The 21660-nt window shown below is 75.0% G+C and carries 15 protein-coding genes; 5 read left to right on the top strand and 10 right to left on the bottom strand.

Annotated features, from left to right (window positions below):
* Positions 1–3: 3 nt before the first annotated feature.
* The 6 genes from ABD284_RS15605 to ABD284_RS15580 all read right to left on the bottom strand — a co-directional run bounded on the left by ABD284_RS15605 (position 4) and on the right by ABD284_RS15580 (position 5743).
* The gene (locus tag ABD284_RS15605; RefSeq protein ID WP_344143894.1) at positions 4–2313 is read right to left on the bottom strand and encodes a transglutaminase-like domain-containing protein; all 2310 of its coding nucleotides are present in this window, start codon (positions 2311–2313) and stop codon (positions 4–6) included.
* Entirely contained in the window at positions 2301–3428 is a 1128-nt protein-coding gene (locus tag ABD284_RS15600) for a DUF58 domain-containing protein (protein WP_344143891.1), read from the bottom strand. Before ABD284_RS15600 ends, ABD284_RS15605 begins: the two co-directional genes overlap by 13 nt.
* The gene (locus ABD284_RS15595; RefSeq protein ID WP_386699670.1) at positions 3428–4402 is read right to left on the bottom strand and encodes an AAA family ATPase; all 975 of its coding nucleotides are present in this window, start codon (positions 4400–4402) and stop codon (positions 3428–3430) included. Before ABD284_RS15595 ends, ABD284_RS15600 begins: the two co-directional genes overlap by 1 nt.
* A 222-nt stretch (positions 4403–4624) precedes the next feature.
* Entirely contained in the window at positions 4625–5062 is a 438-nt protein-coding gene (locus ABD284_RS15590; RefSeq protein ID WP_344143886.1) for an ABC transporter permease, read from the bottom strand.
* 25 nt (positions 5063–5087) lie between these two features.
* The gene (locus ABD284_RS15585) at positions 5088–5384 is read right to left on the bottom strand and encodes a WXG100 family type VII secretion target (RefSeq protein WP_344143884.1); all 297 of its coding nucleotides are present in this window, start codon (positions 5382–5384) and stop codon (positions 5088–5090) included.
* A 14-nt stretch (positions 5385–5398) separates the two neighbouring features.
* Complete coding sequence (locus ABD284_RS15580; protein WP_344143882.1) at positions 5399–5743, bottom strand: hypothetical protein; 345 nt, start codon at positions 5741–5743, stop codon at positions 5399–5401.
* Positions 5744–6309: 566 nt separating this feature from the next.
* On the opposite strand from ABD284_RS15580, the gene ABD284_RS15575 reads away from it, so the two are divergent.
* The 4 genes from ABD284_RS15575 to ABD284_RS15560 all read left to right on the top strand — a co-directional run bounded on the left by ABD284_RS15575 (position 6310) and on the right by ABD284_RS15560 (position 12574).
* Positions 6310–6723 carry a hypothetical protein gene (locus ABD284_RS15575; protein WP_344143880.1) on the top strand — a complete coding sequence of 138 codons (414 nt, stop codon included), beginning with the start codon at positions 6310–6312 and terminating at the stop codon, positions 6721–6723.
* A 47-nt stretch (positions 6724–6770) separates the two neighbouring features.
* On the top strand, positions 6771–9398 hold the full coding sequence (locus ABD284_RS15570) for a TPR repeat domain-containing protein (protein WP_344143877.1): 2628 nt from the start codon (positions 6771–6773) through the stop codon (positions 9396–9398).
* 196 nt (positions 9399–9594) lie between these two features.
* On the top strand, positions 9595–9954 hold the full coding sequence (locus ABD284_RS15565) for a hypothetical protein (RefSeq protein ID WP_344143875.1): 360 nt from the start codon (positions 9595–9597) through the stop codon (positions 9952–9954).
* Positions 9955–10051: 97 nt separating this feature from the next.
* Complete coding sequence (locus ABD284_RS15560; protein ID WP_344143873.1) at positions 10052–12574, top strand: TPR repeat domain-containing protein; 2523 nt, start codon at positions 10052–10054, stop codon at positions 12572–12574.
* 36 nt (positions 12575–12610) lie between these two features.
* Here ABD284_RS15560 and eccD read toward each other — a convergent pair whose 3' ends face one another.
* A complete protein-coding gene (gene eccD, locus ABD284_RS15555; RefSeq protein WP_344143870.1) occupies positions 12611–13960 on the bottom strand; it encodes a type VII secretion integral membrane protein EccD in 1350 nt (449 codons plus the stop codon).
* 337 nt (positions 13961–14297) lie between these two features.
* Here eccD and eccCa point away from each other — a divergent pair, with 337 nt between their 5' ends.
* Positions 14298–18209: a type VII secretion protein EccCa gene (gene eccCa, locus ABD284_RS15550; protein WP_344143963.1), complete on the top strand. Its 3912-nt coding sequence runs from the start codon at positions 14298–14300 to the stop codon at positions 18207–18209.
* A 43-nt stretch (positions 18210–18252) separates the two neighbouring features.
* Here the strand turns inward: eccCa and ABD284_RS15545 are convergent, their stop codons facing one another.
* From ABD284_RS15545 to ABD284_RS15535, 3 genes are all read right to left on the bottom strand, one after another.
* Positions 18253–18714, bottom strand: coding sequence for a PPOX class F420-dependent oxidoreductase (locus ABD284_RS15545; RefSeq protein WP_344143867.1), 462 nt, complete (start codon positions 18712–18714; stop codon positions 18253–18255).
* A gap of 131 nt (positions 18715–18845) precedes the next feature.
* A complete protein-coding gene (locus tag ABD284_RS15540; RefSeq protein ID WP_344143864.1) occupies positions 18846–19325 on the bottom strand; it encodes a spore-associated protein in 480 nt (159 codons plus the stop codon).
* A gap of 56 nt (positions 19326–19381) precedes the next feature.
* Entirely contained in the window at positions 19382–21529 is a 2148-nt protein-coding gene (locus ABD284_RS15535) for a fibronectin type III domain-containing protein (RefSeq protein WP_344143862.1), read from the bottom strand.
* Between the last annotated feature and the right edge of the window lie 131 nt (positions 21530–21660).

The following is a 21660-nucleotide window of genomic DNA, read 5'->3' as shown; positions in this document are numbered from 1 at the left end:
CGGTCACCGGTTCCTCCAGAACAGGGGGCGGGGGTCGAGCCACCAGGTGAGCCTCCGGCCGCGGCCGCGGCTCGCGCGCAGTGCGCGCAGGTGGGGGCGCGCACCCCCGGCGACGCGGTTCGCGGCGGCGGCGTCGATCCCGGCGCCGGCCGCGGATGCGCCGAAGGAGACGCTGTTGACGGCGGCGGCCAGGCGGTCCAGGTCGGGCTGCGCCCGGGCCCGCGCGCCTTCGGGCAGCAGGCCGCGCGCCAGCGCGGCGGTGTCGGTGGCGGTGTTGCCGGGCGGCGGCGCCGCCCGGCACATCCGCAGGGTGTCGCCCAGTTCCTGCCAGGCGCCCAGCACCCGCGCCTCGGCGGTCCCGCCGCCCAGGCGCCGGCGGGTGCGGGCCAGCCGCAGCACCGGCACGGCCAGCACGAGCGCGAAGGCGCCCGCCGCGGCCGCGCCCGCGGGCCGCCACCAAGTGCCGGAGGAGCGGCTCGGGGGCGCGGCGACGTCGTGCGGATCGGCGTCCTCGCTTGCGTCGGCGCCGTCCTGCGCGGCATCGGCCTCCTCGGGTTCGGGGGCGCTCTCGGGCGCTCCGCCGGTGTCCTCGCTGTCCTCGCCGCCGGGCGTGACGGCGAAGGGCACCCAGCCGATGCCGTCGAAGTAGACCTCGCCCCAGGCGACCGCGTCGCCCGTGCGCACGCGGTAGCGGCCGCCGCCTTCGTCGGTTCCGGGCCCGAAGCCGACGGCGACGCGGCTGGGCAGGCCCGCGGCACGCGCGAGCATCGCGAAGGCGCTGGCGAACTGCTCGGAGGTGCCTCCCCCGCCCTTCCGCCCGGGCTCGGCGAGGATCGCGGCGACGTTGGCGTAGCCGTGCCCGCCGGGGGTGCGGGGGTCGAAGGAGTGGGACTCCCGCAGATACCGCGCCAGCGCCCGGGCGCGGTCGTAGGGCGACCCCTCGGCGGCGACGGAGCCGACGATGTCGTTGAGGATCGGCGGCGCGCCGGCGGGCAGCTCGCGGTAGCGGTCGAAGACCTCGCCGGCCGGTGTGGAGGCCTCGGCCAGCTCCGCGGGCCGCCACCGGGCGACGTCGCCGGCGGTGCGGTAGGTGCTCTCGTCCAGCGGCCCTTCCATGCGGACGACGGTGCCCGACACCGGCGCGTAGCCGAGCGAGGGCAGGTCGACGCGGCGGGGCGCACCCACGACCGGAACCCAGGTGCCCGGCAGGTTCGGGTCGACCGTTATCTCGGCGGTGACCCGCCGGGCGTGCGGCGGCGGGGGCACGGGTTCGGGCAGCACGCGCCCGGCGGCGCGGTATCCGCCTTCCGGCAGCCAGGTGGTGCCGGTGAAGTCGCCGAGCGCGACCCAGCGCAGGTCGACCGGCTCGGGCGCGGAGACGGTGAGCAGCGGCTCGTCGGGATGGGCCGCCCATCCGGCCAGGTAACCGAGCGGGTTGAGCGCCGCCTGCGGGCTGACCGGAGGGCTCAGCGCCGCGCGGGGGTCGCCGGGCCGGGCGTCCCAGCCGGCGAGCAGCACCGGGCCGCCGACGACCGTCGCGGCGGCGGCGAGCACCGTGGCCAGTCCGGTGACCAGGGCGCGGCGCAGCGCCGCGGAGCCGGAGCGGTGCACGCCCGGCTCCACCCGCACGGTCAGCGCCGGGGACGGCCCCCGGTCCGCTTCGAAGGCGGCGCCGGGTGCCTCCTCCGGGGTGCTGACCGCCATCAGCAGCGCCGCCGCCGCGGCCAGCATGCCGATGGCCGGGAACCCGGGGGGTGCGACGGGCCCGTTGAGCACGACCGCGCCCACGAGCAGCAGCAGCCCCGGCAGCAGGGCGAGCCCGGTCCGCCCGCTGCGGTGGGCCAGCGCCTGGGCGGCGCCGGTGAGCCAGGTGGCGAGCATCGGCAGCGCCAGGGTGTCGACGCTCAGCGGCGTGGGCGCGGCACTGGTGAGAATGCGCGCCCCCGAGTGCAGCACCGCCTCGGCGGCCCCGCCCAGCACCCCCGCCCCCTCGCCGGGCAGCAGGTGCGCGCAGACGGCGACCGCGGCCAGCGGCAGGGGCAGTCCGGCCAGGAGCGCCGCCGGGCCGCTCAGCCGGCCGCGCAGCAGCAGGGTCGCCGCCACCGCGGCCAGCGCGCAGGCCGGCAGGACCGCGTAGACGGCCGCGGGGGCGGCGTAGCCGGGCGCCACCGCGATCCCGCCGGCCGAGGCCGCGACGACCAGCGCCGCCGCGGCGAGCAGCGTCCGCGTTCCCGGTGGTGTGCGCGGGGACCGCGGCGGAGGTGCCGCCCCCGGACCCGCGGCCCGGCGGGGCGGATCGCTCACCGCGACCATGGCGCCTCGTTCCAGCGTTCGGCGAAACCGGCGGCGTCTCCGGCGGCGATCAGGGTGACCCCGGCGGGTGCGGCCGGGCGCTCCTCGGCGCCCACGACGGCGGCCAGCAGCCCCGCGTAGTGGACGCCGAGCTGCCCGAACAGCCGCACGTCGGCGTCGCTGAGCGCACCGCTGACCAGTACCGCGGTGTCGCCGGCCGGCCGGGTGCGGGCCAGGCGCAGGGCGCGTCCCAGGTCGGCCCCGGCGGTGGGCGCCGCCTCGGCGAGCAGGTCCAGCAGGGGCGCCAGCCCTGCGGTGCTCTCCCGGCCGCGGCCGCTGACCAGGCGGAGCTCGCAGTGCAGGGCGGAGTGGACGCCGGTGGCCAGGATCGAGGCGGCGGCGCCGGCGACCTCGTCGAGCCGGGCGTCGCCGCCGGGCGTGGGCCGGTCGTCGACCAGGACGCACACCCGCGTCTGGGAGGTGTCGACGAACTCGCGCACGACGAGCCTGTCCAGCCGCGCGGAGCTGCGCCAGTGGACGTGGCGCAGGTCGTCGCCGGGGACGTAGTCGCGCAGGGTGTGGAACGTCAGTGTGCCGGCGCGGGCGCCGTCCACGGCGCCGTCGGGGTCGGCGACGCGGCCCACCGGCACGGCGCGCAGCCGCTCCCAGCGCGGGTGCACCCAGATCCGGTCGGCTGCGCCGCACGGGCGGTGCAGCGCGGCCAGGCCGAAGGGGTCGCTGCGGCCGGCCCGCACCGGCCCCAGTTCGACGACGCCGCGGCGCGCCGCGGTGATCCGGTAGCCCGAGCCGCCCGTGGCATGCGGGGCCAGCGGCGGCAGCCCCACGGCCCGCTCTCCGCCCGCGCCCGCGATCCGTTCGCTGACCTGCACGCCGCGCCGGCCCGGGTTGCGCACGCTCAGCCGCACCCGCAGCTCGGCGCCCGGTGCGCTGCGCCGGCCGGGCAGGGACCGCTCGGTCAGCACCGCGGGCGGGCGCCCCACCAGCAGTACCGCGGCCAGCACCGCGGCCAGGGCGAGCCCGCCGAGCAGCGCCAGCTCCTGGTAGGCCGAGACCACGCCCGCGGCGAGCAGCAGCGCCCCCGTGGCAGCGACCAGCCATCCCCGTCCGGTCGGCATCAGCGGCCCGCCGCCCCCGAGTGCCGCGGCTGGGGCGCCGGGGTCTCCTCCAGGACCTCGCCGAGCACGTCGGTCCCGGTGCGCCCGCCCACCGACGCCTCGGGCGAGAGCACCAGGCGGTGCGCCCACACGTGCGGGGCCAGCCGCTTGACGTCCTCGGGGTTGACGAAGGTGCGGCCCGAGGTGAGGGCGAGGATGCGGACGATGTGGGCCATGGCCACCGTGGAGCGGGTGGACAGGCCGACGCTCAGCGCCGGGTGCCCGCGCGTCGCGTGCGCCAGGCGCAGCACGTACTCGTAGACGGAGTCGTGGACGTGCACGCGGCGGGCGGCCCGGGCGATGCGGGCCATCCGGTCGGCGTCGGTGCGCGGCGCCAGGTCGTCGGGCGAGGTGAGGCCGTCGCCGCGGATGATGGCCAGTTCGGCGGCGTGGTCGGCGTAGCCCAGGGACAGCCGGATCAGGAACCGGTCGAGCTGGGCCTCGGGCAGCCGGTAGGTGCCGTCCATCTCGACGGGGTTCTGGGTGGCCACGACGAGGAACGGCGAGGGGACCAGGTAGCGGGAGCCGTCGACGGTGACCATGCCCTCCTCCATGACCTCCAGCAGCGCCGACTGGGTCTTGGGCGAGGCGCGGTTGATCTCGTCGGCGACGACGACGTTGGCGAAGACCGGGCCGGGGTGGAACTCGAACTCGCGCGTGCCCTGGTTGAACACGGTGACGCCGGTGACGTCGGAGGGCAGCAGGTCGGGGGTGAACTGCACCCGCCGCCATTGGCCGTCGACGCAGGAGGCGATGGCGCGGGCGAGCGTGGTCTTGCCGGTGCCGGGCACGTCCTCCAGCAGGATGTGGCCCTGGGCGAGCATCGCGACCAGGGCCAGGCGCACGACCTCGGTCTTGCCGAAGAGAGCCGCCTCGACGGCGGCGGCGATGCCGTCGAACTCGTCGGCGTGGACGGCCGCCTCGTCCGCGGTCACGGGGCCGGAAGCGGCGTCGGACTCGGGTCCGGCGGGAACGTGGTTGGTCACAGAGGGTCTTTCAACGGGTCTCGGTCGGGAGTAACGGGGGCTGCCATCATGCCTCGGCGCCTGCCGTGCCCCGGGTGCGCGGGGGCTGCGGCTCCTGCGGGGGTGCGACCCGCCGCCACCGAGTCGTGGTCGTCCGCGGCGCGGGCGCGCGCGGTAGCGCCTCCGGGGCGGTCAGCGCACGGCCGGATCCGGTCCGGGGGTGGCGCGCGCCGGCTCCAGCACCGCCGGGACGCCCGCGGCGGGCGAGGCGTGCTCGCCCACGACGGGCGGGGACGGCTGCGGGGATACCGTGGTCGCGGGCTCGTCGCGCCCCTGGCGGCGCTCGTCGTTGATGACCTGCTGCGCGTCGAAGGCGCCGGCCACCACGATGACGCCCGCCAGGACCGCGGCGAGGATCCCGCCCGCGACGACCGCGGGCCACACCCGCTGCCTGCGCCGCCAGTAGCGGCTGGAGCCGTACAGCAGGGCGGCCCGCAGCTGCCGCCGCCGCAGCGCGTCGGCCTGCAGCACATAGCTCTCGGCGTTGGGCGTGGCGTGGAAGGCGTCGGGCAGGGGCGGCTGGGCCGGGAGGCCGGGCTGCGCGGGCGACGAGGGGGCGGAGTCGGACACGGTGGATTCGGCTTGTAGCGGCGGTTCAGCTGAACAGGTCGTTCAGATAGTTCCTGGTCTGGCTCCAGCCGTCGACGGCGCCGTCGGTGGCGTCGATCATCTTCGCGAAGCCGCGGTTGGCCATCTCGAAGGCGGCGTTGAACTCGTCGGCGCGGGCCTTGTACTCCTCGTTGCCGCCCTCCCAGCGCGTGACCAGGTCGTTGGCCTGCTGGTGGAGGTCGGACATGATGCCGCGGAAGCGGGCCAGGTACTGCTGCTGGTCGGCGCTCAGCTGCTGGAGCCGGGCGATGTCGGCGCCGACCTCGAAACCACTGACGGACATGATGGAGGCCTCGCTTAGGCGTTGGGAGAGCGGGAGAGGGTGAAGGAGGACAGCTCCGAGCGGGCCTCGGAGTACTCCTGCTCGCTGTCGACGTCGGTCTGGTCGAGCCGGGCGTCGCCCAGATCGAGGTTGACGCCGTACCTGCCGCACCAGTCGGTCAGCGTGTTCATGGCGACGACGAGCTCGGCCTGGCCGTCGCGGAAGGCCTTGAGCGCGTTGCCGCGCAGCGCCGCCTGGTCCTGTTCGAGGTCGCTGAGCAGCGCCTGGACCCGGTCCCGGATGCCCTGGCCCCCCTGCGACACCTGCTCCGCGCCGGTATGGAGGGCATTGCGTTGTTCGGCACCGACTTGCTCTGACATAGGCCCGTCCTCTCCTGATGCCCCCGCACGTCCCGACCGCCGGCCCGGGCGGCGCGCCGGTTCGGCAGCGCGGCCGCGCATGCGCTGGTCCCGTCGGGGCGGGTCGACTGCTTCCGCCGTTTCGGACGATTCGGCTAATCGAAGCTAGTTAACCACGCAGTCGGGTGTCAACGCCGGGCGGGGACGGCACGCCCGGGCACGTCGCCGGCTGATTCCCGCGCCCTTCCGGCGGGCGCCCGGCAGAACGGGTTCCCCGATTTCCGAACCGATTCGCAATCGTTTGGAAAGGGCCGCCGCGACACCGGCGGAGGCACGGCCGGCGGGCCGATTCCGGGACGGGGCGGCGCGCGCTTCGCCGTGCGGGCCGGTGATGGCGCCGCGACCGAACAGCCGGCGGGCGCCGCGGGAATGCGCCGAATAGCCGAATCGAACCGCCGGCGGGGGGCGGCCCGGTGAACGACGGGTGATCGGCTACCATCGAAACACCGAAAACGCGAACCGGTGGAGATGAAACCATACCCGGATTTCTCATGTCCACCCAACGGGAATACCGAAAGGGAGGTCCCATGGCGGGCGAGGAGGGCGTCGGGGCCAATCCGAACGACGCCGGCAGCAAGGGCGGCGAGGCCGTCACCGTCGCCGAGACGTTCCAGGGCCTGCGGCACAGCTTCACCACGGCCGTGGACCTCCTGGACGCGGTGGCGGCGGACGAGGGCATCAAGGGCGCGTTCTCCTCCTTCGGCGAGGCCCACGCCGCGCAGATGCAGGAGGTGCAGACCCACGCCGAGCGCATGGGCGGCAACATCCAGGCCGGCTCGACCCGGATCACCCGCACGGACTCCGAGGCGGAGACCTACTACCACGGCGTCGGCTACCAGTACCGGGAGCAGGCCGCGGAGGCCAGGGGCGACTACGCCACGCCGATGCAGGGTCTGCTCAACCGCTACGTCAACGACGACACCGCCCGATACTCGCCTTAAGGTGCCGCGGCCCCCTCGCCATCGCCCGCCGACACCAGGAGACCGCCATGGGACGACCCGACCAGGAAACGGCCACCGCCTCCCACCCGCTCTTCGACCCGCCCCAGGCGCAGACCGACGTGAGCGCCCTGCGCGAGGGAACGAACTGGCTCTGGGACCTCACCGGCCGCATCGTCGGCCGCTCCGGTGACATGCGCTCGGTCGTCACCGGCGCCGCCATGGAGTTCTCCGACCTGGTCACCCAGGACATCAGCGACAACGGCGAGTACAACGACGCGCTGTGGCGCAAGACCTGCATGAACATCAGCTTCGCCGCCGGGGTCGGCGACCGGTGGGCCGACGACGTCATCGACTACAAGGCCGACCGCGCCCGGCTCGTCGCCGACTTCGAGACCGCGCTGAACGCCGGCAACACCGTGGCGGGCGAGCCCGCCTCGACCATCGCCGAGGACAAGCGCCGGGCCAACCTCGTCCGCCAGTTCGAGGCCAGGGCCCAGACCCGCCTGGACGAGCTGAACGAGACCGGCCGCGAGCGCAAGCGGATGCTGCAGGACGGACCCGAGCCCGCCCACGTCGCGAAGCTCGTCGACGCCGGCGTGCTCGGCTGGGCCCCGTACAACATCCTCGGCCCGGGCGAGAACCCGCCGCTGCCGGTGTCCAAGGCCGAAGCCGAGGCGATGGCCGCGGACATGGGCACCTACCTCGCCGGCAAGGAGCCCGACGCCCGCTACTTCGCGATCGTCTCCACGCTCTCGGCCATCTCCAACAAGGCGGTCGCGCTGCAGGGCCTCGACCGCGCGAACCCGGGCGGGCGGCTGAGCAGAAACAACCTCCGCTCCAGCGAGATCGCGTTCTTGAAGGAGTTCTACGCCGGCATCGAGGACCGGAGCATCCGGGGAATGCTGTTCCTGCCCGAGAACGCGGCCCGGCAGGAGGACTACGGCCAGGGGCCGGAGCACGTCATCTCCGGCCCCGCGCGGAAGGAGACCTGGTCGGCGCTCGCCAACGGCCTGCTCGTCCTCTCCGACGAAGGCCTCGGCGGCTCCTACGACGACCTGCCGCCCAGCATCCGGCGGTTCGCCGACGGCGAGCCCTACCCCAACCACGCGCCCGGCGCGACCCACTCCGCAGAGGAGAACGCGCGCGCCTGGATGCGTGAGGCCGAGGACTTCGAACGCCTGCTGGGACGCGCCGATCCCCGGCTCCAGGGCGGCGTCGAGTTCTCGGCGAACCTCACCACCAGCGCCGGGCACCACCTCAACGCCGTCGGCCGGCAGGAGCACGAGTGGGACGACTCGCTGAGCTCCCTGCTGGAGGTCGCCACCCGCAACGAGCAGGCCAACCACGCCATCCTCACCGGCGAGCACGACCACCCGACCTTCGACAGGAACGCCAACGCCCTCAAGGGCCTCTACACCCACGAGTGGGAGGACGACGGCGCCGGTGTCGCCGGCCTGACCGACTGGATCTCCGAAGCCGCGAACAGCGACGACGCGGAGCGGCGGGCCGACGCCCACGAGGCCGCCCTCGACCTCATCCGCATGACCACCCACGATCCCGACTTCTACGACGAGCTCACGAACACCGGACTCACGGTCCACCAGAACGGCGAGGAGTACACCGACGCCTCGATCGGCCTCATGAACCCGCATATCGCGCGCAGCCTCGCCGACGTCGCGATGAGCCACTCCCGCGACTTCTCCCTGCCGCAGCCGACCCCGGGCGACGTCTACAAGATCGACTCCGCGACCGAGACGATGGGACTGCCCTATCTCGCACGGATGCGGTTCCTCGAATACGCGGCGGCCGATCCCCACACGGCCACACGGCTCTACCACCACTTGGGCATGCGGGAGAACGCGAGCATCAACCTCCTCGCCGCGGGAGAGGGAGACCCCAACGGCCTCGGCCCCACCAACGGCGTCTTCCGCTCCCTCGTGGACAACGCCGTACGCATGGAGGCCCTGGACCGCACGGACGACGCCACGGCGGCGAAGCAGGCCGCGGCCGACGCCGAGAGGCGCATGGAGAACTCGGTCTTCAACGCGGTGCGCACAGCGGCCTATGCCGGAACGGGCTACCTCGGTCTCGGCGCATCGAGCTTCACAGCCGGAGCCACCCGCGTGGCAGCGGGCTTCATGGCGGCCGGAGTCGGCGCCCACGAGTTCGACTCCCGCGTCCGCCAGGAGGCGGAGGCCGTCGCGACCCAGTTCCAGGAATCCAACGGCCCCGGCCAGGACGAAGAGCTGCAGGCGGCCTACGACGGCCAGACGTTCAAGAGGAAGCAGTTCGAGTTCAAGACCCAACTCGACACGCTCAACTACCTCACGCAGCAGAAGGGCAGCGGACTCACCGTCGAGGACGTCCGCGAGCAGGCTCCCGAGATCGTCGGCGACGACGGCCGGATCATGACGGCTCCGGAGATCTCCAGTGCGAGCCGGGTGGGCACCGCGCAGCAGAACGGCCAGGAAGGGGTGAGCGGCACGGGCGTCCTCACCACCCGGATGGAGCGCCTCCTCGACCAGGCGGGCGCGAAGTCCCGGACCGCCGATTTCTACGAGGAGTACGCGAGGTCCTATGAGGACACCAGCGACCAGCTCGGGGTGAACATCTCCCTGGACGACGCCGAGGAGCTCCGCGGCAAGACCGCCGTCGGAACGGAACCCGAGGATTGACCGTCCGCTCCGTCGGCCGCACTCTCGGCGGGCGGGCCCGTGGCCCGAAGCGGCACCGGCGCCGCCCTCTCCTCCCCTTCCCCCCGCGTTCACCGCGGCGTCGCCGCGGGGAGGGCGCGCCCGGCTAGTCTGCGCGTGTTCTGCGCGCCGGCGATGACCTCACTGGCGCGGCGGGTCGTCGGCGGACGGGGGCGGCATGGGCAGCGGGTCGATCGGGGCCAATCCCGGCGATGCGGTCGAGCGGGGCGGTGCAGCCGAATCCGTGGCCGACGCGTTCACCGGACTGGTCGCAGACTTCGAGACCCTGGTCGAACAGGCCCACAAGGACGCGGCCGAGCCGCTGTGCCAGGAGGGCTACACGGCCTTCCTGGAGCTGGCGGCGCCGTGGATCCGCGACGTGCAGGAGTACGGCCGCGATCTCGCCGGCAACATCGCGGCCGCCGGCGAGCGCACCGGAGCCGCCGACGACGACGCGGGCGCCGGCTTCCAGACGGTCCGCGGCCTCCTCGCCGAGCGGATCGACCGGCAGGCGTCGGGCTGCACGCCCCGCCCCTGAGGCGGCGCCCGCACGCACAGCCCGCCCTCGAACCCCCGCCGTAGCGGCCCCTGAACGCACGGCCGCGCATCGGCGGGTCCGCGACCGGAGACCCGCCATGAGCTCGTTCGACCCCGAAGGCACCGACGCCGACGCGGAGGCCATCGACGACCGCGCCGTCGACCTCTACAACGTCGCGGGCCGGATCCTGGGCCGGTCGGCCGAGGAGCTGAAACCGGTGCTCACCTCCGCGGCGGTCCAGTTCAGCGACCTGGTCGCCGACGGGATCCGCGAGCAGAGCGGCTACAGCACCACCGCCTGGCAGAAGGCGTCCTTCGCCGCCGTCTACGCCGCGGGCGTCACCGAGGGCTGGGCGGGCGACGTGCGCTGGTTCAAGGCGCGCATCGCCGAACTCGAGGACGAGTGGGAGCAGTCCCGGACGGGCGACTTCGGCGCCCGGATGCAGGAGTACACCGCCCGGGAGGAGGACGACCGCGTCGCGCGGGGCCTGCCCTCGGCCCGGGAGGCGTTCGCGGCGGACCGGTCGGCGGGGCGCATCCGCACGGTCGCCGACCTGGAGTCGCGCGAGCGGACGAGCCGCGAGGAGTTCGAGCGCCGCGCCCGCGAACGGGCCGCACAACTGCGGGAGGGCCCCACCGAGGAGACCGTCCGAACGCTGGTGCGGGAGGGGCGCCTCGGGTGGGCGCCGCACAACATGGGCTGGAGCGACCCCCCGCTGCCGCTCACCGAGGACCGGGCCACCCGCTGGGCCGGGGAGCTGCGCGACTACATCACCGGCGGGAAACCCGCGGACGCCCGCTACGCCGAGATCGTGGCCGCGCTGAACGCGCTGACGCGGAAGGGATGGCGGCAGGGGTCCCGCGGCGGCCGCGAGCGGCTGCCCCGCGCCGAGATGGACTTCCTCGAGGAGTTCTACCGCGTGCTGGACACCGAACCGGTCGACGGCGAGGTCCCGCCGACCATGCTCACCCTCGTGCGGGAGGTCCACGGCAGCGGCGACCTGAGCGAGCGCGCCCGCAACGAGCTGCTCGGCGCACTGGGCGACGGGCTGCTCACCCTCTCCGACGAGGACCGCGGCGGAGGATGGGACGCGCTTCCGCCCAGCATCCGGTCGGTGGCGGCGGGTTCCGGCGACATCGACTACGACGGTGCTCAGTGGCCCGTCCACGGCTGGCGCGAGACCCGGGTGCCGCTTGTGGACCGGCTGCTGGCGTTCACCAACCCCGGCGTCGCGGGCGGCCGGGAGTTCTCCGAAGTCCTGGCCACGACGCTGGGCAACAAGCTGCAGGACTACGCGCAGGTCGGCGGCGCCGTGGAGGGCGGGCGGGACGGCCCCTTCCGAACGCTGCTGTCGGTGGCGGCGCGCAACGAGGACGCCGTCCACGGCCTCTTCACCGGAGCCGTCGACCATCCGCAGGGCTGGGGCTCCCAGCGGGCCGTGCGCGGGCTCTACGCCTTCCCTTGGAGCGATGGCGGCCTGACCCTGCGCGAGCTGACCGACTGGATGTCCTATGAAGACGTGCGCAGCGACCCCGACCGCCGGGGGCTCGCCGACGAGGCGACCGCCGGCCTGATCCGCGGCCTCGCCCACGACCAGGACACCTTCGACCTGCTGTCGGGGGGCAACACGGTGACCGGTTCCGGCACCAGCCTGGGAATGCTCAACCCCGAGGCGGCGCGCGGCCTCACCGACGTGGCGGAGCTGCACATGGAGCCCTTCGCCCGGGAGGGCCGCCTCGGCCCCACCGAGTACGGCGGCGGAACGCTCAAGGTCAACAGCGCCGACCGCGTGCGGTTCTGGATGCTGGCCGCCGGCGACACCGAGGCGGCCAACGACCTCGGCGCCGCGGTGCAGGGCTACCAGTCGCGGCGCTTCGCGGACCTGGTCGAGGGCGGAGCCGACGCCGCGGTCGTCGGCGGCGAGACCGGGCGGCTGCGCGGGCTCTACGACCTCGCCCTGCTCGACGAGGCGCTCGCGCGCAAGCACTTCGCCGCCCAGGACGCAGCGGCCGAGCAGGGCGCCGTGACCACCGACCGGCGCGGCGTTGCGCTGGCCTCGGGCATCACCAAGGAGCTGCTCAGCAACTTCGTCCTGCGCAACCCGGCTGCCAAGGCCGCGACCGGGATCGCCCACGAGTTCGTCCGGTTCGGCCGCCACTACCTGTGGGAGGCCCCCTCCGCCGGCTCCGACTACGCGCCGAGGCTGCCCACCACCCGCAGCGCCGGCGACATCCAGTACCACAGCCTGGTGGGCCTGGCCGACGCCGCCGTCGCCGACGACCGGCTCGACCCCGGCGACCTGCCCGCCTACCGCCGCTACCGGGAACTGGGCGCCGACTACGACCGCCACGCTGCGGAGGGCGACGCCGAGGGGCTGCAGGAGACGGTCGACAAGCTCGCGGGCATCCAGGACGAACTGCGCGGCGAGCTGACCGACGCGCTGAAGGCGGAGGGGATCTACGACCCGGAGCTGATCGACGCCCAGCGCGACGCCTGGGAGCTGCTGCTGGGAGACCCGGAGGCCCACGACGCCCAGCGCTACGCCGACACCGTCGCGCAGGGGCGGCTGCGGCGCAACCAGCCGACGCCGCAGGACGTCGCCGACGCCGCGGGCGGCTGAAGGAGGCCGCCGTACGGGTCCGGCGAACGCGTCCCGCTAGGCCCCCGGCGAGATCGAGGTAACCAGCGCGTACAGGCCCAGCGCCCAGGCGGTGGCGACGCACAGGCCCACGACCGCCACCACCTCGACGCCGTTGAGGATCCGGCGCAGCGAGGCGCGCGGCACCTCGGCCGGCTCCACCCAGCTGACCGCCGCGGCGGCGGCGCCCGTCGCCAGCGCCGCCGCCGGCAGCAGCGCGAGCATCAGCTCCGTGCCGGCGGCCGCGCCCACCGCGGCGGCGGCCAGGCCCAGGACGCCGCCCACCCGCAGCGGCAGGACGTGGCGGACCCGGTCGAACAGCCGCGACCGCATCAGCAGGACGAAGGAGACCAGCGCCGCCAGGACGAGGTCGGCCCGGCCGTCGCCGGTCGCGACCAGCAGCAGCACCATGGCCACTGCGGTGGCCACCGCCCCGAGCAGCGCGCCCAGCAGCAGCCGGTCGCTGTTGGCCATGCTCTCCTCGAAGCGGGCGGTGTCGGTCTGGCCGACGTGGCGGACCTCGTAGTCCAGGCCCGAGAGCCCGCCCATCGACAGCGCCAGGCGCGGCAGCGCACCCACGCCCAGCACCAGCAGCACCGCCATGACCCGCGTGCCCAGCGGGCCGTCGACGAACAGCCCCACCGCGACCAGGACGCCGGCCGCGATCGCGGCCACACCCAGCGCCGCCAGGTAGGGCAGAGCGGTGCTGTGCACCCACCAGCCGGCAGCGGCGGCGGCCAGCGCGCCGGCGCAGGCGAAAGCGGCCGGGACCACGGGCGCCGGCGCCGCCGAGCCGCTCATCTGCAGCGCCGCCAGGGCCGCGGTCAGCGCTCCCCAGCCGCAGGCGGCGGCGAGCACGGCGTGGGCGACGCCGGTCATCGAGCGCCGCGCCGCCAGCCACAGGGCGCCCAGCGACACCAGCAGCCCGACCGGGGCGACGGCGAGGTCGATCGGACTCTGGCGCACGACGGCCATGGCGGCGGCCAGCAGCAGGGGCCCGACCGCGGCCAGCACCAGTCCGAACGCGAGGCCGACGGGTGCGCGCCAGATCCGCGCGGCGCCGTCGACCCGGTCCTCCACCGCGCCGCGGACGTCGTCGACGAAGGCGGGGCGCTCGGGTGCGGTCTCGCGGCGCAGCAGGAGCACGTCGCCGTCCAGCACCCCGGCGTGCTCCAGGGTCGAATCGGGGCGCACCGCGGCGCCGCCGGCCGTGGTCAGCGTCCATCCCGCGGGTTCGAGGCCGTCGGTCTCCGGCGAGCACACCCGCACCACCTGCGGCAGCAGGCTCGCCACCGGAACCGTGCCCGGCAGCGCGAGGTCCGCCCACCGCTGCGGCCCGGTCACCGTCACCCGGCAGTATCCGCTCACCCGCTCCTCCGTTCGTGCACCGCTGCGCCCCGCGGCCCCGGCCGCCGAAGGCCCCGGCCGCACGCCGGCGGCGGTCCTCTCCGCTGGTCCGCGGCGCCGTCCACAGCCGGCCGCCGCCCGATTGTGCGATGCAGCGGCCGCGCGGGATCATCACGTTAGCAACTGGTTCGTACTCGATCTCCCGGCCTCGGGCGGGTGTAGAGAAGGGGGCGCCGTGTCGACGACGCCGATTCACCGGCCCGCCCGCCACGCGGTCCCCGATCCCGGTGAGTCCCCGCTGGTCATCGCCACTCCGCCGCAGCTTCCGGAGAACCCTCCCGCCACCAGTTCGTCGGCGATGATCATGATGCCGATCATCACGGGGTCGGGTTCGCTGCTGATGACGATCACCTTCGGCAACCGGCCGCTGTACGCGGTGGCCGGCGTGATGATCATGCTGGCCAGCGTGGCGGTGGGCGTCATCATGTTCATCTCCCAGCACAACGGCCCGCGCAAGCGCATCCGCGAGCAGCGCGAGCGCTACCTGGACTACCTGGACCACCTGCGCGGGACCGTGCGGGAGGTCGCCGGCATCCAGCGCCGGGCCGCGGCCTTCCGGCATCCGGCGCCCCACCTGCTGATCGAGCCCGCCCGCCAGACCGCCCGCCGCTGGGAGCGCCGCGCCTCCGACCCCGACTTCCTGCACCTGCGGGTGGGCCAGGGCACCCGGCCGCTGGCCCGGCGGCTGAGCCTCAACATCGACACCTCCAACCCCCTGGTGGCCTACGACCCGGTCTGCCAGGGCATCGCCGAGCAGATCGTCGACCTTTACGCCCACGTCTCCGAGCAGCCGCTGGTGGTACCGCTCGGCGAGCACGGCGTGGTGTCGGTCGTCGGCGACCGCGCTGCGGGGCGGGCGGCCGCCCGGGCGATGGTCGCGCAGCTGGCGACGTTCTGCGCGCCCGAGGACGTGCGGGTGGGCGTGGTGCGCCACTCGCGGCTGCTGGCCGAGTGGGACTGGCTGAAGTGGCTGCCGCACGGCGCCTTCGACGGCGGCCGCGACGGCCCGCTGCCGGCCCGGCTGGTCACCTCCAACACCGTGGAGATGACCGAGCTGCTCTCGGCCGAGATCGAGCAGCGCACCATCGACATGCAGCGGCGGCGCAACCTCCCGCCGGGGCCGGGCACCCAGCGGCTGGTGGTCGTCGTCGACGGCGAGTTCCAGTCCACGCTGTCGGGGCTGTCGGCCGAACCCCCCGTCGCCTCGCTCGCCGACATCGGGATCCACCTGATCGTGCTGGTCGGCGACCGGCGCGAAGAGCCGGGAACGGTCGACCTGCGGCTGCGGGTCGACGCCGAAGGCCGGCTGGCCGAGGACGCCTCGGAGCGGGTGCAGGAGCCGCAGGCCGCCGAGGACCCCGGCCGGCCTGCGGCGGGCGCGCCGCTGGAGGGGCGGGCCGACCGGGCCGGGGTGGCCCAGCTGACCACGCTGGCCCGGATCCTGTCGCCGATGCGGCTGGCGGCGGCCGACGGCGGCGACGCGCTGCACTCCACGGTCGGTCTGGGCGCCGTCCTGGGGGTCCCCGACGTCGCCCGGCTGGATCCGCGCTCGACGTGGCGGCCGCGCAGCGCCGGCGACTTCCTGCGGGTGCCCATCGGCGTGGGGCCCTCGGGCTCCACGGTGCTGCTGGACCTCAAGGAGTCGGCGTTCGGCGGCATGGGCCCGCACGGCCTGGTCGTGGGCGCCACCGGCTCGGGCAAGTCGGAGATGCTGCGCACGCTGGTGGCCTCACTGGTCATCGGCCACCCGCCGGAGCACCTGGCGCTGCTGCTCGTCGACTTCAAGGGCGGCGCCACCTTCGCCGACACCGACGCGCTGCCGCACAGCGCCGGGCTGGTCACCAACCTCGCCGACGACGACAGCCTCGTGCTGCGGTTCCGCGAGGCCATGTTCGGCGAGCTGATGCGCCGCCAGCAGATCCTCAAGGACGTCGGCAACCTGCCCAACCTGCACGCCTACGAGACGCTGCGCGCCACCCGGCGCCCCGACCTGGAGCCGCTGCCGCACCTGCTCGTCATCATCGACGAGTTCTCCGAGCTGCTGACCGCCCACCCCGACTTCGCCGAGCTGTTCGTGGCCATCGGCCGCATCGGCCGCTCCATCGGCGTGCATCTGCTGCTGGCCACCCAGCGCCTGGACTCGGGCAAGATCAAGGGGCTGGAGTCGCACCTGTCCTACCGGATCGGGCTGCGCACGTTCTCCGAGGCCGAGAGCCGCGAGGCGATCGGGGTGGGCGACGCCTACCACCTGCCGCCGGAACCGGGGTCGGGCTACCTCAAGGTCGACACCTCGGTGTTCGAGCGGTTCAAGGCGGCGATGGTCTCCCAGCCCTACGCGCCTCCGGAGCAGGACTCCGGCGAGGACGCGCCGGTGCTGCCGCTGATCTCGTTCAACGGCCTCGACGGGCTGCTGGGACGCGGCCCGTCCGACGGCGAGGAGGACGATCCGGCGCCCGCGCCCGACGGCGGCCAGGCGCCCAGCACGCTGCAAGTGGCGATCGGGCGGCTGGTGGAGGCCGGAGCGGCGCCGGTGCGGCCGGTGTGGCTGCCTCCGCTGCCCGAGCGCATCGCGCTGGACGACCTGCTCAGAAGGCTGGACGAGGAGGGCACCGCCCCCGACGGCAACCCCGTCGAGCCCGACCCGGCCGAGGCCGCGGCGATCGTCGGTCTCACCGACATCCCCCGCGAGCAGCGCCAGGAGGCCGCGGCGCTGGACTTCACCGGCGGCTCCAGCAACATCATCGTGCTCGGCGGCCCGCAGTCGGGCAAGTCCACGTTGATCCGCACGATGATCGCGAGCCTGGCCTGGCGCTACCCGCCCGGCCGCATCGCGGTCTACGCCATCGACTTCGGCGGCGGCTCCCTGGCGCCGTTCGAGGACCTGCCGCACGTGGCGGGCGTGGCCGGGCGCTCCGACCCCGAGCGCGTGCACCGGGTGCTGGCCGACCTGCGCAACCTGATGGACCAGCGCGAGCGCGTCTTCCGCGGGTCCCGGATCGACTCCCCCGCCGCGCTGCGCCGCGGCCGCGCCGACGGCTCGGTGCCCGAGGGGGTCTTCGCCGACGTCTTCCTGCTGATCGACGGCTGGGCGGGGGTCCGCGAGGCCGTCGAGGACGCCGACGACATCCTCACCGACGTCGTCTCGCGCGGACCGTCGCTGGGTGTGCACACCGTCGTGACCGGTGCGGCCAACTCCCAGATCCGCACGAAGCTGCAGGCGCTGTTCGGCGGGCGGCTGGAGCTGCGCCTGTCCGACCCCTTCGACTCCCAGATCGGGCGCAAGCAGGCCGAGCAGCTGCCCAAGGAGGTCCCCGGGCGCGCGCTGCGCGCCGACGAGAGCGTCCTGCAGGTGGCGCTGCCGCGGCTGGACGGATCGGCCGAGGACGCCGACCTGGGCGAGGGCGTGCGCGACGCGGTCGCCCGCATCGGCGACCGGTGGCCGCGGCGGCCGGCGGTCCCCCCGGTGCGCGTCCTGCCCGCCGCCGTCGGCCTGGACGAGCTGCTGCCGGCCCACCGCGGACCCGGACTGGTGCTGGGCATGGGCGAGCGCGACCTCGCCCCGGCGGTGTACCGGCCCGATGAGGACCCCCACCTGGTGGTATTCGGCGACCCGCAGACGGGCAAGAGCACGCTGCTGCGCGCCCTGCTGCGGCAGATCACCCGCCGCCCGGCCAGCGAGGTCGGGATCGTGCTGGTCGACTACCGCCGCGCCCACCTGGGGCTGGTGAGCGAGGACTACCTGCTGGCCTACAGCACCGGTCCCGAGCACACCAAGGCGGTGGCCGCCGAGCTCGCCTCCTCCGTGCGCGAGCGGCTGCCCGGCCCCGACGTCACGCCGCGCCAGCTGCGCGAGCGCAGCTGGTGGAAGGGGCTGGAACTGTTCGTGGTGGTCGACGACCTCGACCTGGTCGCCGGGCGCAACAACCCGCTGGCTCCCCTGGCGGAGTTCCTCACCCAGGGCGCCGACCTGGGCCTGCACCTGGTGACCGCGCGGCGCACCGGCGGCAGCTCGCGGGCGGTCTACGAGCCCGTCGCCCAGACCCTGGGCGACATGGCCACCCCCGGCGTGCTGTTCTCCGGCGACCGGATGGAGGGGCGCATCGCCAACGGCGTGGCCTCGCGCCGCCTGCCGCAGGGCCGCGCCCTGATCGCCCGCCGGGGCCGGCCGCCCGAGCAGGTGCAGGTGGCCTGGTCCGAGCCGCCCGAGTAGCGGCCGGGCCCGGGCGGCGCAGCCGCCGTCCCGGCCGGGCCGCTCAGGCCAGCCGGGCCGGGAACCCGCCGGTGGCCACCGGTCCCCAGCGCTCGGGGGTGATGCGCACCAGCGCCTTGCCCTGCCTGCGCATGGCGTCGCGGTACTCGTCCCAGTCGGGGTGCTCGCCGGAGATCACCCGGAAGTACTCGACGAGCGGTTCCACGGCGTCCTCGCCGTCGACGACCTCGGCACTGCCGTCGACCTGCACCCAGGGGCCGTCGAAGTCCTCGGAGAGCACCGCCGCGCTCACCCGCGGGTCGCGCACGGCGTTGCGGGTCTTGGCGCGCTCGGGGTAGGTGGAGACGACGATGCGCCCCTCGCCGTCGAGTCCGCAGGTGACCGGGGAGGCCTGCGGCTCGCCGTCGGCGCGGCGGGTGATCAGGATCGCCCGGTGGCGGGGCCGGACGAAGTCGTTCAGCTCCTCGCGGGAGACGCGGGTGCTGCTGGCGATCGACGGGCTCATCTGCGGACTCCTCGGCGTGGCTGCGGCCGCCTGCGGCCGGCGGCGGGTTCGGCACGGCAGCGCCCGGCGGCCGCGCCGGGGCGGGGCGGGGCGGTTCACGCGGGAACCCTATACCGGTGCCCGCACCGGCGTCAGACGCCGCAGTTGGTCCCGGTCACCGCCACCGACCGCTCGCCGACGGCGCCGGTGAAGTCGACGCAGATTCCCTTGGCGCTCACGTAGACGGGACCGGCGTAGGTGGAGAACTCGCCCGAGTCCCACCTGCCGGCACCCGTGCCCGCCTGCCTGAGCCCCACGTCCATGTAGGTCGCGCCCGATACCGTGCCCATGGTGATCGCGCAGTTGATGCCGGTCGAGGGGTCGTAGTACAGGTACAGGCGGCCCCGGCCGCCGGGGATCGCCTTCTCGTTGGCCGGCCGCGTGTACTCGCTGCCGCCGGCTCCGGAGCCGTCCGAGCACACCTGCGCCGGGTCGGCTCCCTCGGCGACGGTGGCCGAGGACATGACCAGCGTGGCCGCGGCCGCCGTGATCGCGCCGGCCGCGGTGAACCGGGCACGCCGACGCCCTCCGGGTCCCGTACGCGCCGCCCGCCCTGCTGTGCGCCCTGCCACGTGCTGCTCCGTTCCCTCGGGGTCCTCTCGCCGGTCCCGGTCCGCGCGCCGCCGCATCAGTTGAAGTCCCGCACGCATCGGGCGTCGCTGGTGGTCGGGGTTTCGGCGGCGGTGCCGTCGGGGCCGATCGCCAGCACGGTGAAGGAGTAGCAGCGCCCGGCGCCGCGCGGCCGGTAGGTGTAGGTGGTCTGCGAGGCCGTGGCCTCCGAGAGCGCGGCGGCACCGTCGCCGCCGGGGGTGATGCGGTACTCGGCCGCGCCCTGGACCGCGCTCCAGTCGACCGTCACCGAGTCGGCCGCGGTCTCGAACGTGACGCTCTCGGGCGCCCCGAGCTCCAGCTCCGGCATGGTGACCGGCTCCGCGGAGGCGGGCTCACCGCTGACGCCGTCCCCGGTACGGGGCGTCACGGTGAACGTGTAGGTCGCGCCGGGCGCCAGCCCCGAGAACTCCACGGACGTGCCGGTGGACGTGCGGTCGGAGACCCCCTCCTGCTCGGCGCTGACGACGTAGTCCGCGGCGCCGTCGACCGCCTGCCAGGAGACCGTGGCGGTGTCGCTGCCCGTGGCCTCGGCTGTGACCCCTTCGGGGGCGCCCAGCGCATCGGGGCCCGGGGTCACCTCCTCGGTCTGGGCGGCCGGGCCGGTGCCGTGCTCGTTGGCGGCCCGGACCCGGAAGCGGTAGGCGGTGCCGTTGTCCAGGCCGTCGATCTCGGCCCGCCGAGCCGAGCCGTCGAGGGTGGTGCTGCCGCCCTTCCAGGTGACCACGTAGGTCTGCACCGGCGCGTCGGGCGAGTAGGCCTTCGGCCACGAGAGGGTCACCGATCCGTCGCCCGCCTCGGCCGTCACCGGTGTGGGCGCGCCGGGGGCATCGGTGCTCTCGGGCTCGTCGCCGTCCTCGTCGTCCCCGCCCGGGGGCGGGGTGGGCGCGCCGCCGGGTCCCCGACCCTCGGGTGCGGGCGGGCCCTGTGCTCCGGGCGTGGCGCCGCCGGCCGAGGCCGCGATCCCGCCGGGCCCCTCGCCCCTGCCCGGCGGCGGCTGAGTCTTGTCGATGACGCGGGCCTTGCCCGCGGGGTCGACGACCGCCGCAACGCCGGCGTCGGGGGCGTTGACGAACAGGTGCCCCTCGCGCGCCTCGACCTCCAGCGGACCCTCGGCTCCGGGCAGGCGGACGGGGTTGAGCTCCTTGCCCTCGCGCGTGAACACGCGCACGGCGCCCTCGCCGTCGAAGGGCACGTAGACCCGTCCGCCGAACGGCACCGCGGTGCCGCCGCCCTCGTGCCGGACGGCGAAATGGCCGACCCGGGGCGTACCACCGGGGTCGGTGAGGGTGACGACCCGGCCGGAACCGGGGACGGTGACCGCCGCGGTGTCGCCGCGGGTGCGCGGCGGCAGCACGGCTCCCGTGAGCGGCACCGGCGAGGAGACCAGCCGCGGGTCCTCGCCGTTGCGTGCCGCGACCAGGCGCTTGCCGGTGCGGTCGACGGCCAGCGCGCCGTCGTCGAGGACCGTCATGGCGATGTCGGAGCCCGGGTCGGCCACCGACACGGTCTGGGAGATGGCGGCGTCCTTGCCCTCGACCCGGATGCCCACGGCCGTGCCCTGGGTGGGCACGCCGAGCCACAGCGTGTCGGTGTCGTCGAACGCGCCGCCGACCAGGGGGCCGGGGATCTGCAGAGAGGCCCCGGTGGGTTGGAGGGTGGCGGGGTCCACCGCCTTGATCTCGCCGCCGGCGCGGTCGATGACGACCGCGGTGCGCTTGCCGAGGACGAGCCCGAAGTCGCCGCTCTGGCCCAGCTCCAGCGCGCCGGAGAAGCCCATCTCGCGCAGGTCGACCGAGGTGACCTTGCCGGTGGCGGGGTCGTGCAGCAGCAGGTAGTCGTCGTTCTGGGTGACCCGGACGTCGCCGCCCTTGGAGTCGGGCAGCGAGGTGACGAGGTCGACCTCGGCGTTGTTGCCGTTGACGCGGGTGACCTTGCCGGTGGGGCTGCTCCACAGCCAGGCCGCGCCGTCGGAGACCTCGTCGGCGCGGCCCATGGCGCCGACGCCGAACGCGGTGCTGATGAGCGCGGTCGCCAGCAGTACGACGGTCAGCCCCGAGGCGCCGGAGCGGAGGCGCCGGGCGAGGGCGGGCACCGCGCGCCGCACGGCGGGACCCGGCGCACGCTGCGCAGGGCGGTCCGCGGGGTGGGCCGGCTGGTCCGCCATCGGCAGGCTCTCTCTTTCCCGTTCGCGGAAGGGCGGCGGCCGCGTCCTCCGGCCGCCGGCCGCGGGGGCGTGCGCAATCCGGTGAGAGGGGCTTCGGCGGGTTCGGAAAGGCCGGTGTTCAGGGGAGCACG

It is taken from the genome of Streptomonospora arabica, assembly GCF_039531585.1.
GTDB classification, from domain to species: domain Bacteria; phylum Actinomycetota; class Actinomycetes; order Streptosporangiales; family Streptosporangiaceae; genus Streptomonospora; species Streptomonospora halophila.
Note: the sequence above shows the minus strand (reverse complement) of the source record. Positions and strands in the feature narration are given on the sequence as shown.

What these genes read in the sequence shown, in the direction of transcription:
- eccCa (WP_344143963.1), top strand. Translation starts at nt 14,298, where the DNA reads ATGATCATGATGCCGATCATCACGGGGTCGGGTTCGCTGCTGATGACG.
- ABD284_RS15605 (WP_344143894.1), bottom strand. Translation starts at nt 2,313, where the DNA reads ATGGTCGCGGTGAGCGATCCGCCCCGCCGGGCCGCGGGTCCGGGGGCG.
- ABD284_RS15585 (WP_344143884.1), bottom strand. Translation starts at nt 5,384, where the DNA reads ATGTCCGTCAGTGGTTTCGAGGTCGGCGCCGACATCGCCCGGCTCCAG.
- ABD284_RS15535 (WP_344143862.1), bottom strand. Translation starts at nt 21,529, where the DNA reads ATGGCGGACCAGCCGGCCCACCCCGCGGACCGCCCTGCGCAGCGTGCG.
- ABD284_RS15575 (WP_344143880.1), top strand. Translation starts at nt 6,310, where the DNA reads ATGGCGGGCGAGGAGGGCGTCGGGGCCAATCCGAACGACGCCGGCAGC.
- ABD284_RS15580 (WP_344143882.1), bottom strand. Translation starts at nt 5,743, where the DNA reads ATGTCAGAGCAAGTCGGTGCCGAACAACGCAATGCCCTCCATACCGGC.
- ABD284_RS15565 (WP_344143875.1), top strand. Translation starts at nt 9,595, where the DNA reads ATGGGCAGCGGGTCGATCGGGGCCAATCCCGGCGATGCGGTCGAGCGG.
- ABD284_RS15600 (WP_344143891.1), bottom strand. Translation starts at nt 3,428, where the DNA reads ATGCCGACCGGACGGGGATGGCTGGTCGCTGCCACGGGGGCGCTGCTG.
- ABD284_RS15560 (WP_344143873.1), top strand. Translation starts at nt 10,052, where the DNA reads ATGAGCTCGTTCGACCCCGAAGGCACCGACGCCGACGCGGAGGCCATC.
- ABD284_RS15570 (WP_344143877.1), top strand. Translation starts at nt 6,771, where the DNA reads ATGGGACGACCCGACCAGGAAACGGCCACCGCCTCCCACCCGCTCTTC.
- ABD284_RS15545 (WP_344143867.1), bottom strand. Translation starts at nt 18,714, where the DNA reads ATGAGCCCGTCGATCGCCAGCAGCACCCGCGTCTCCCGCGAGGAGCTG.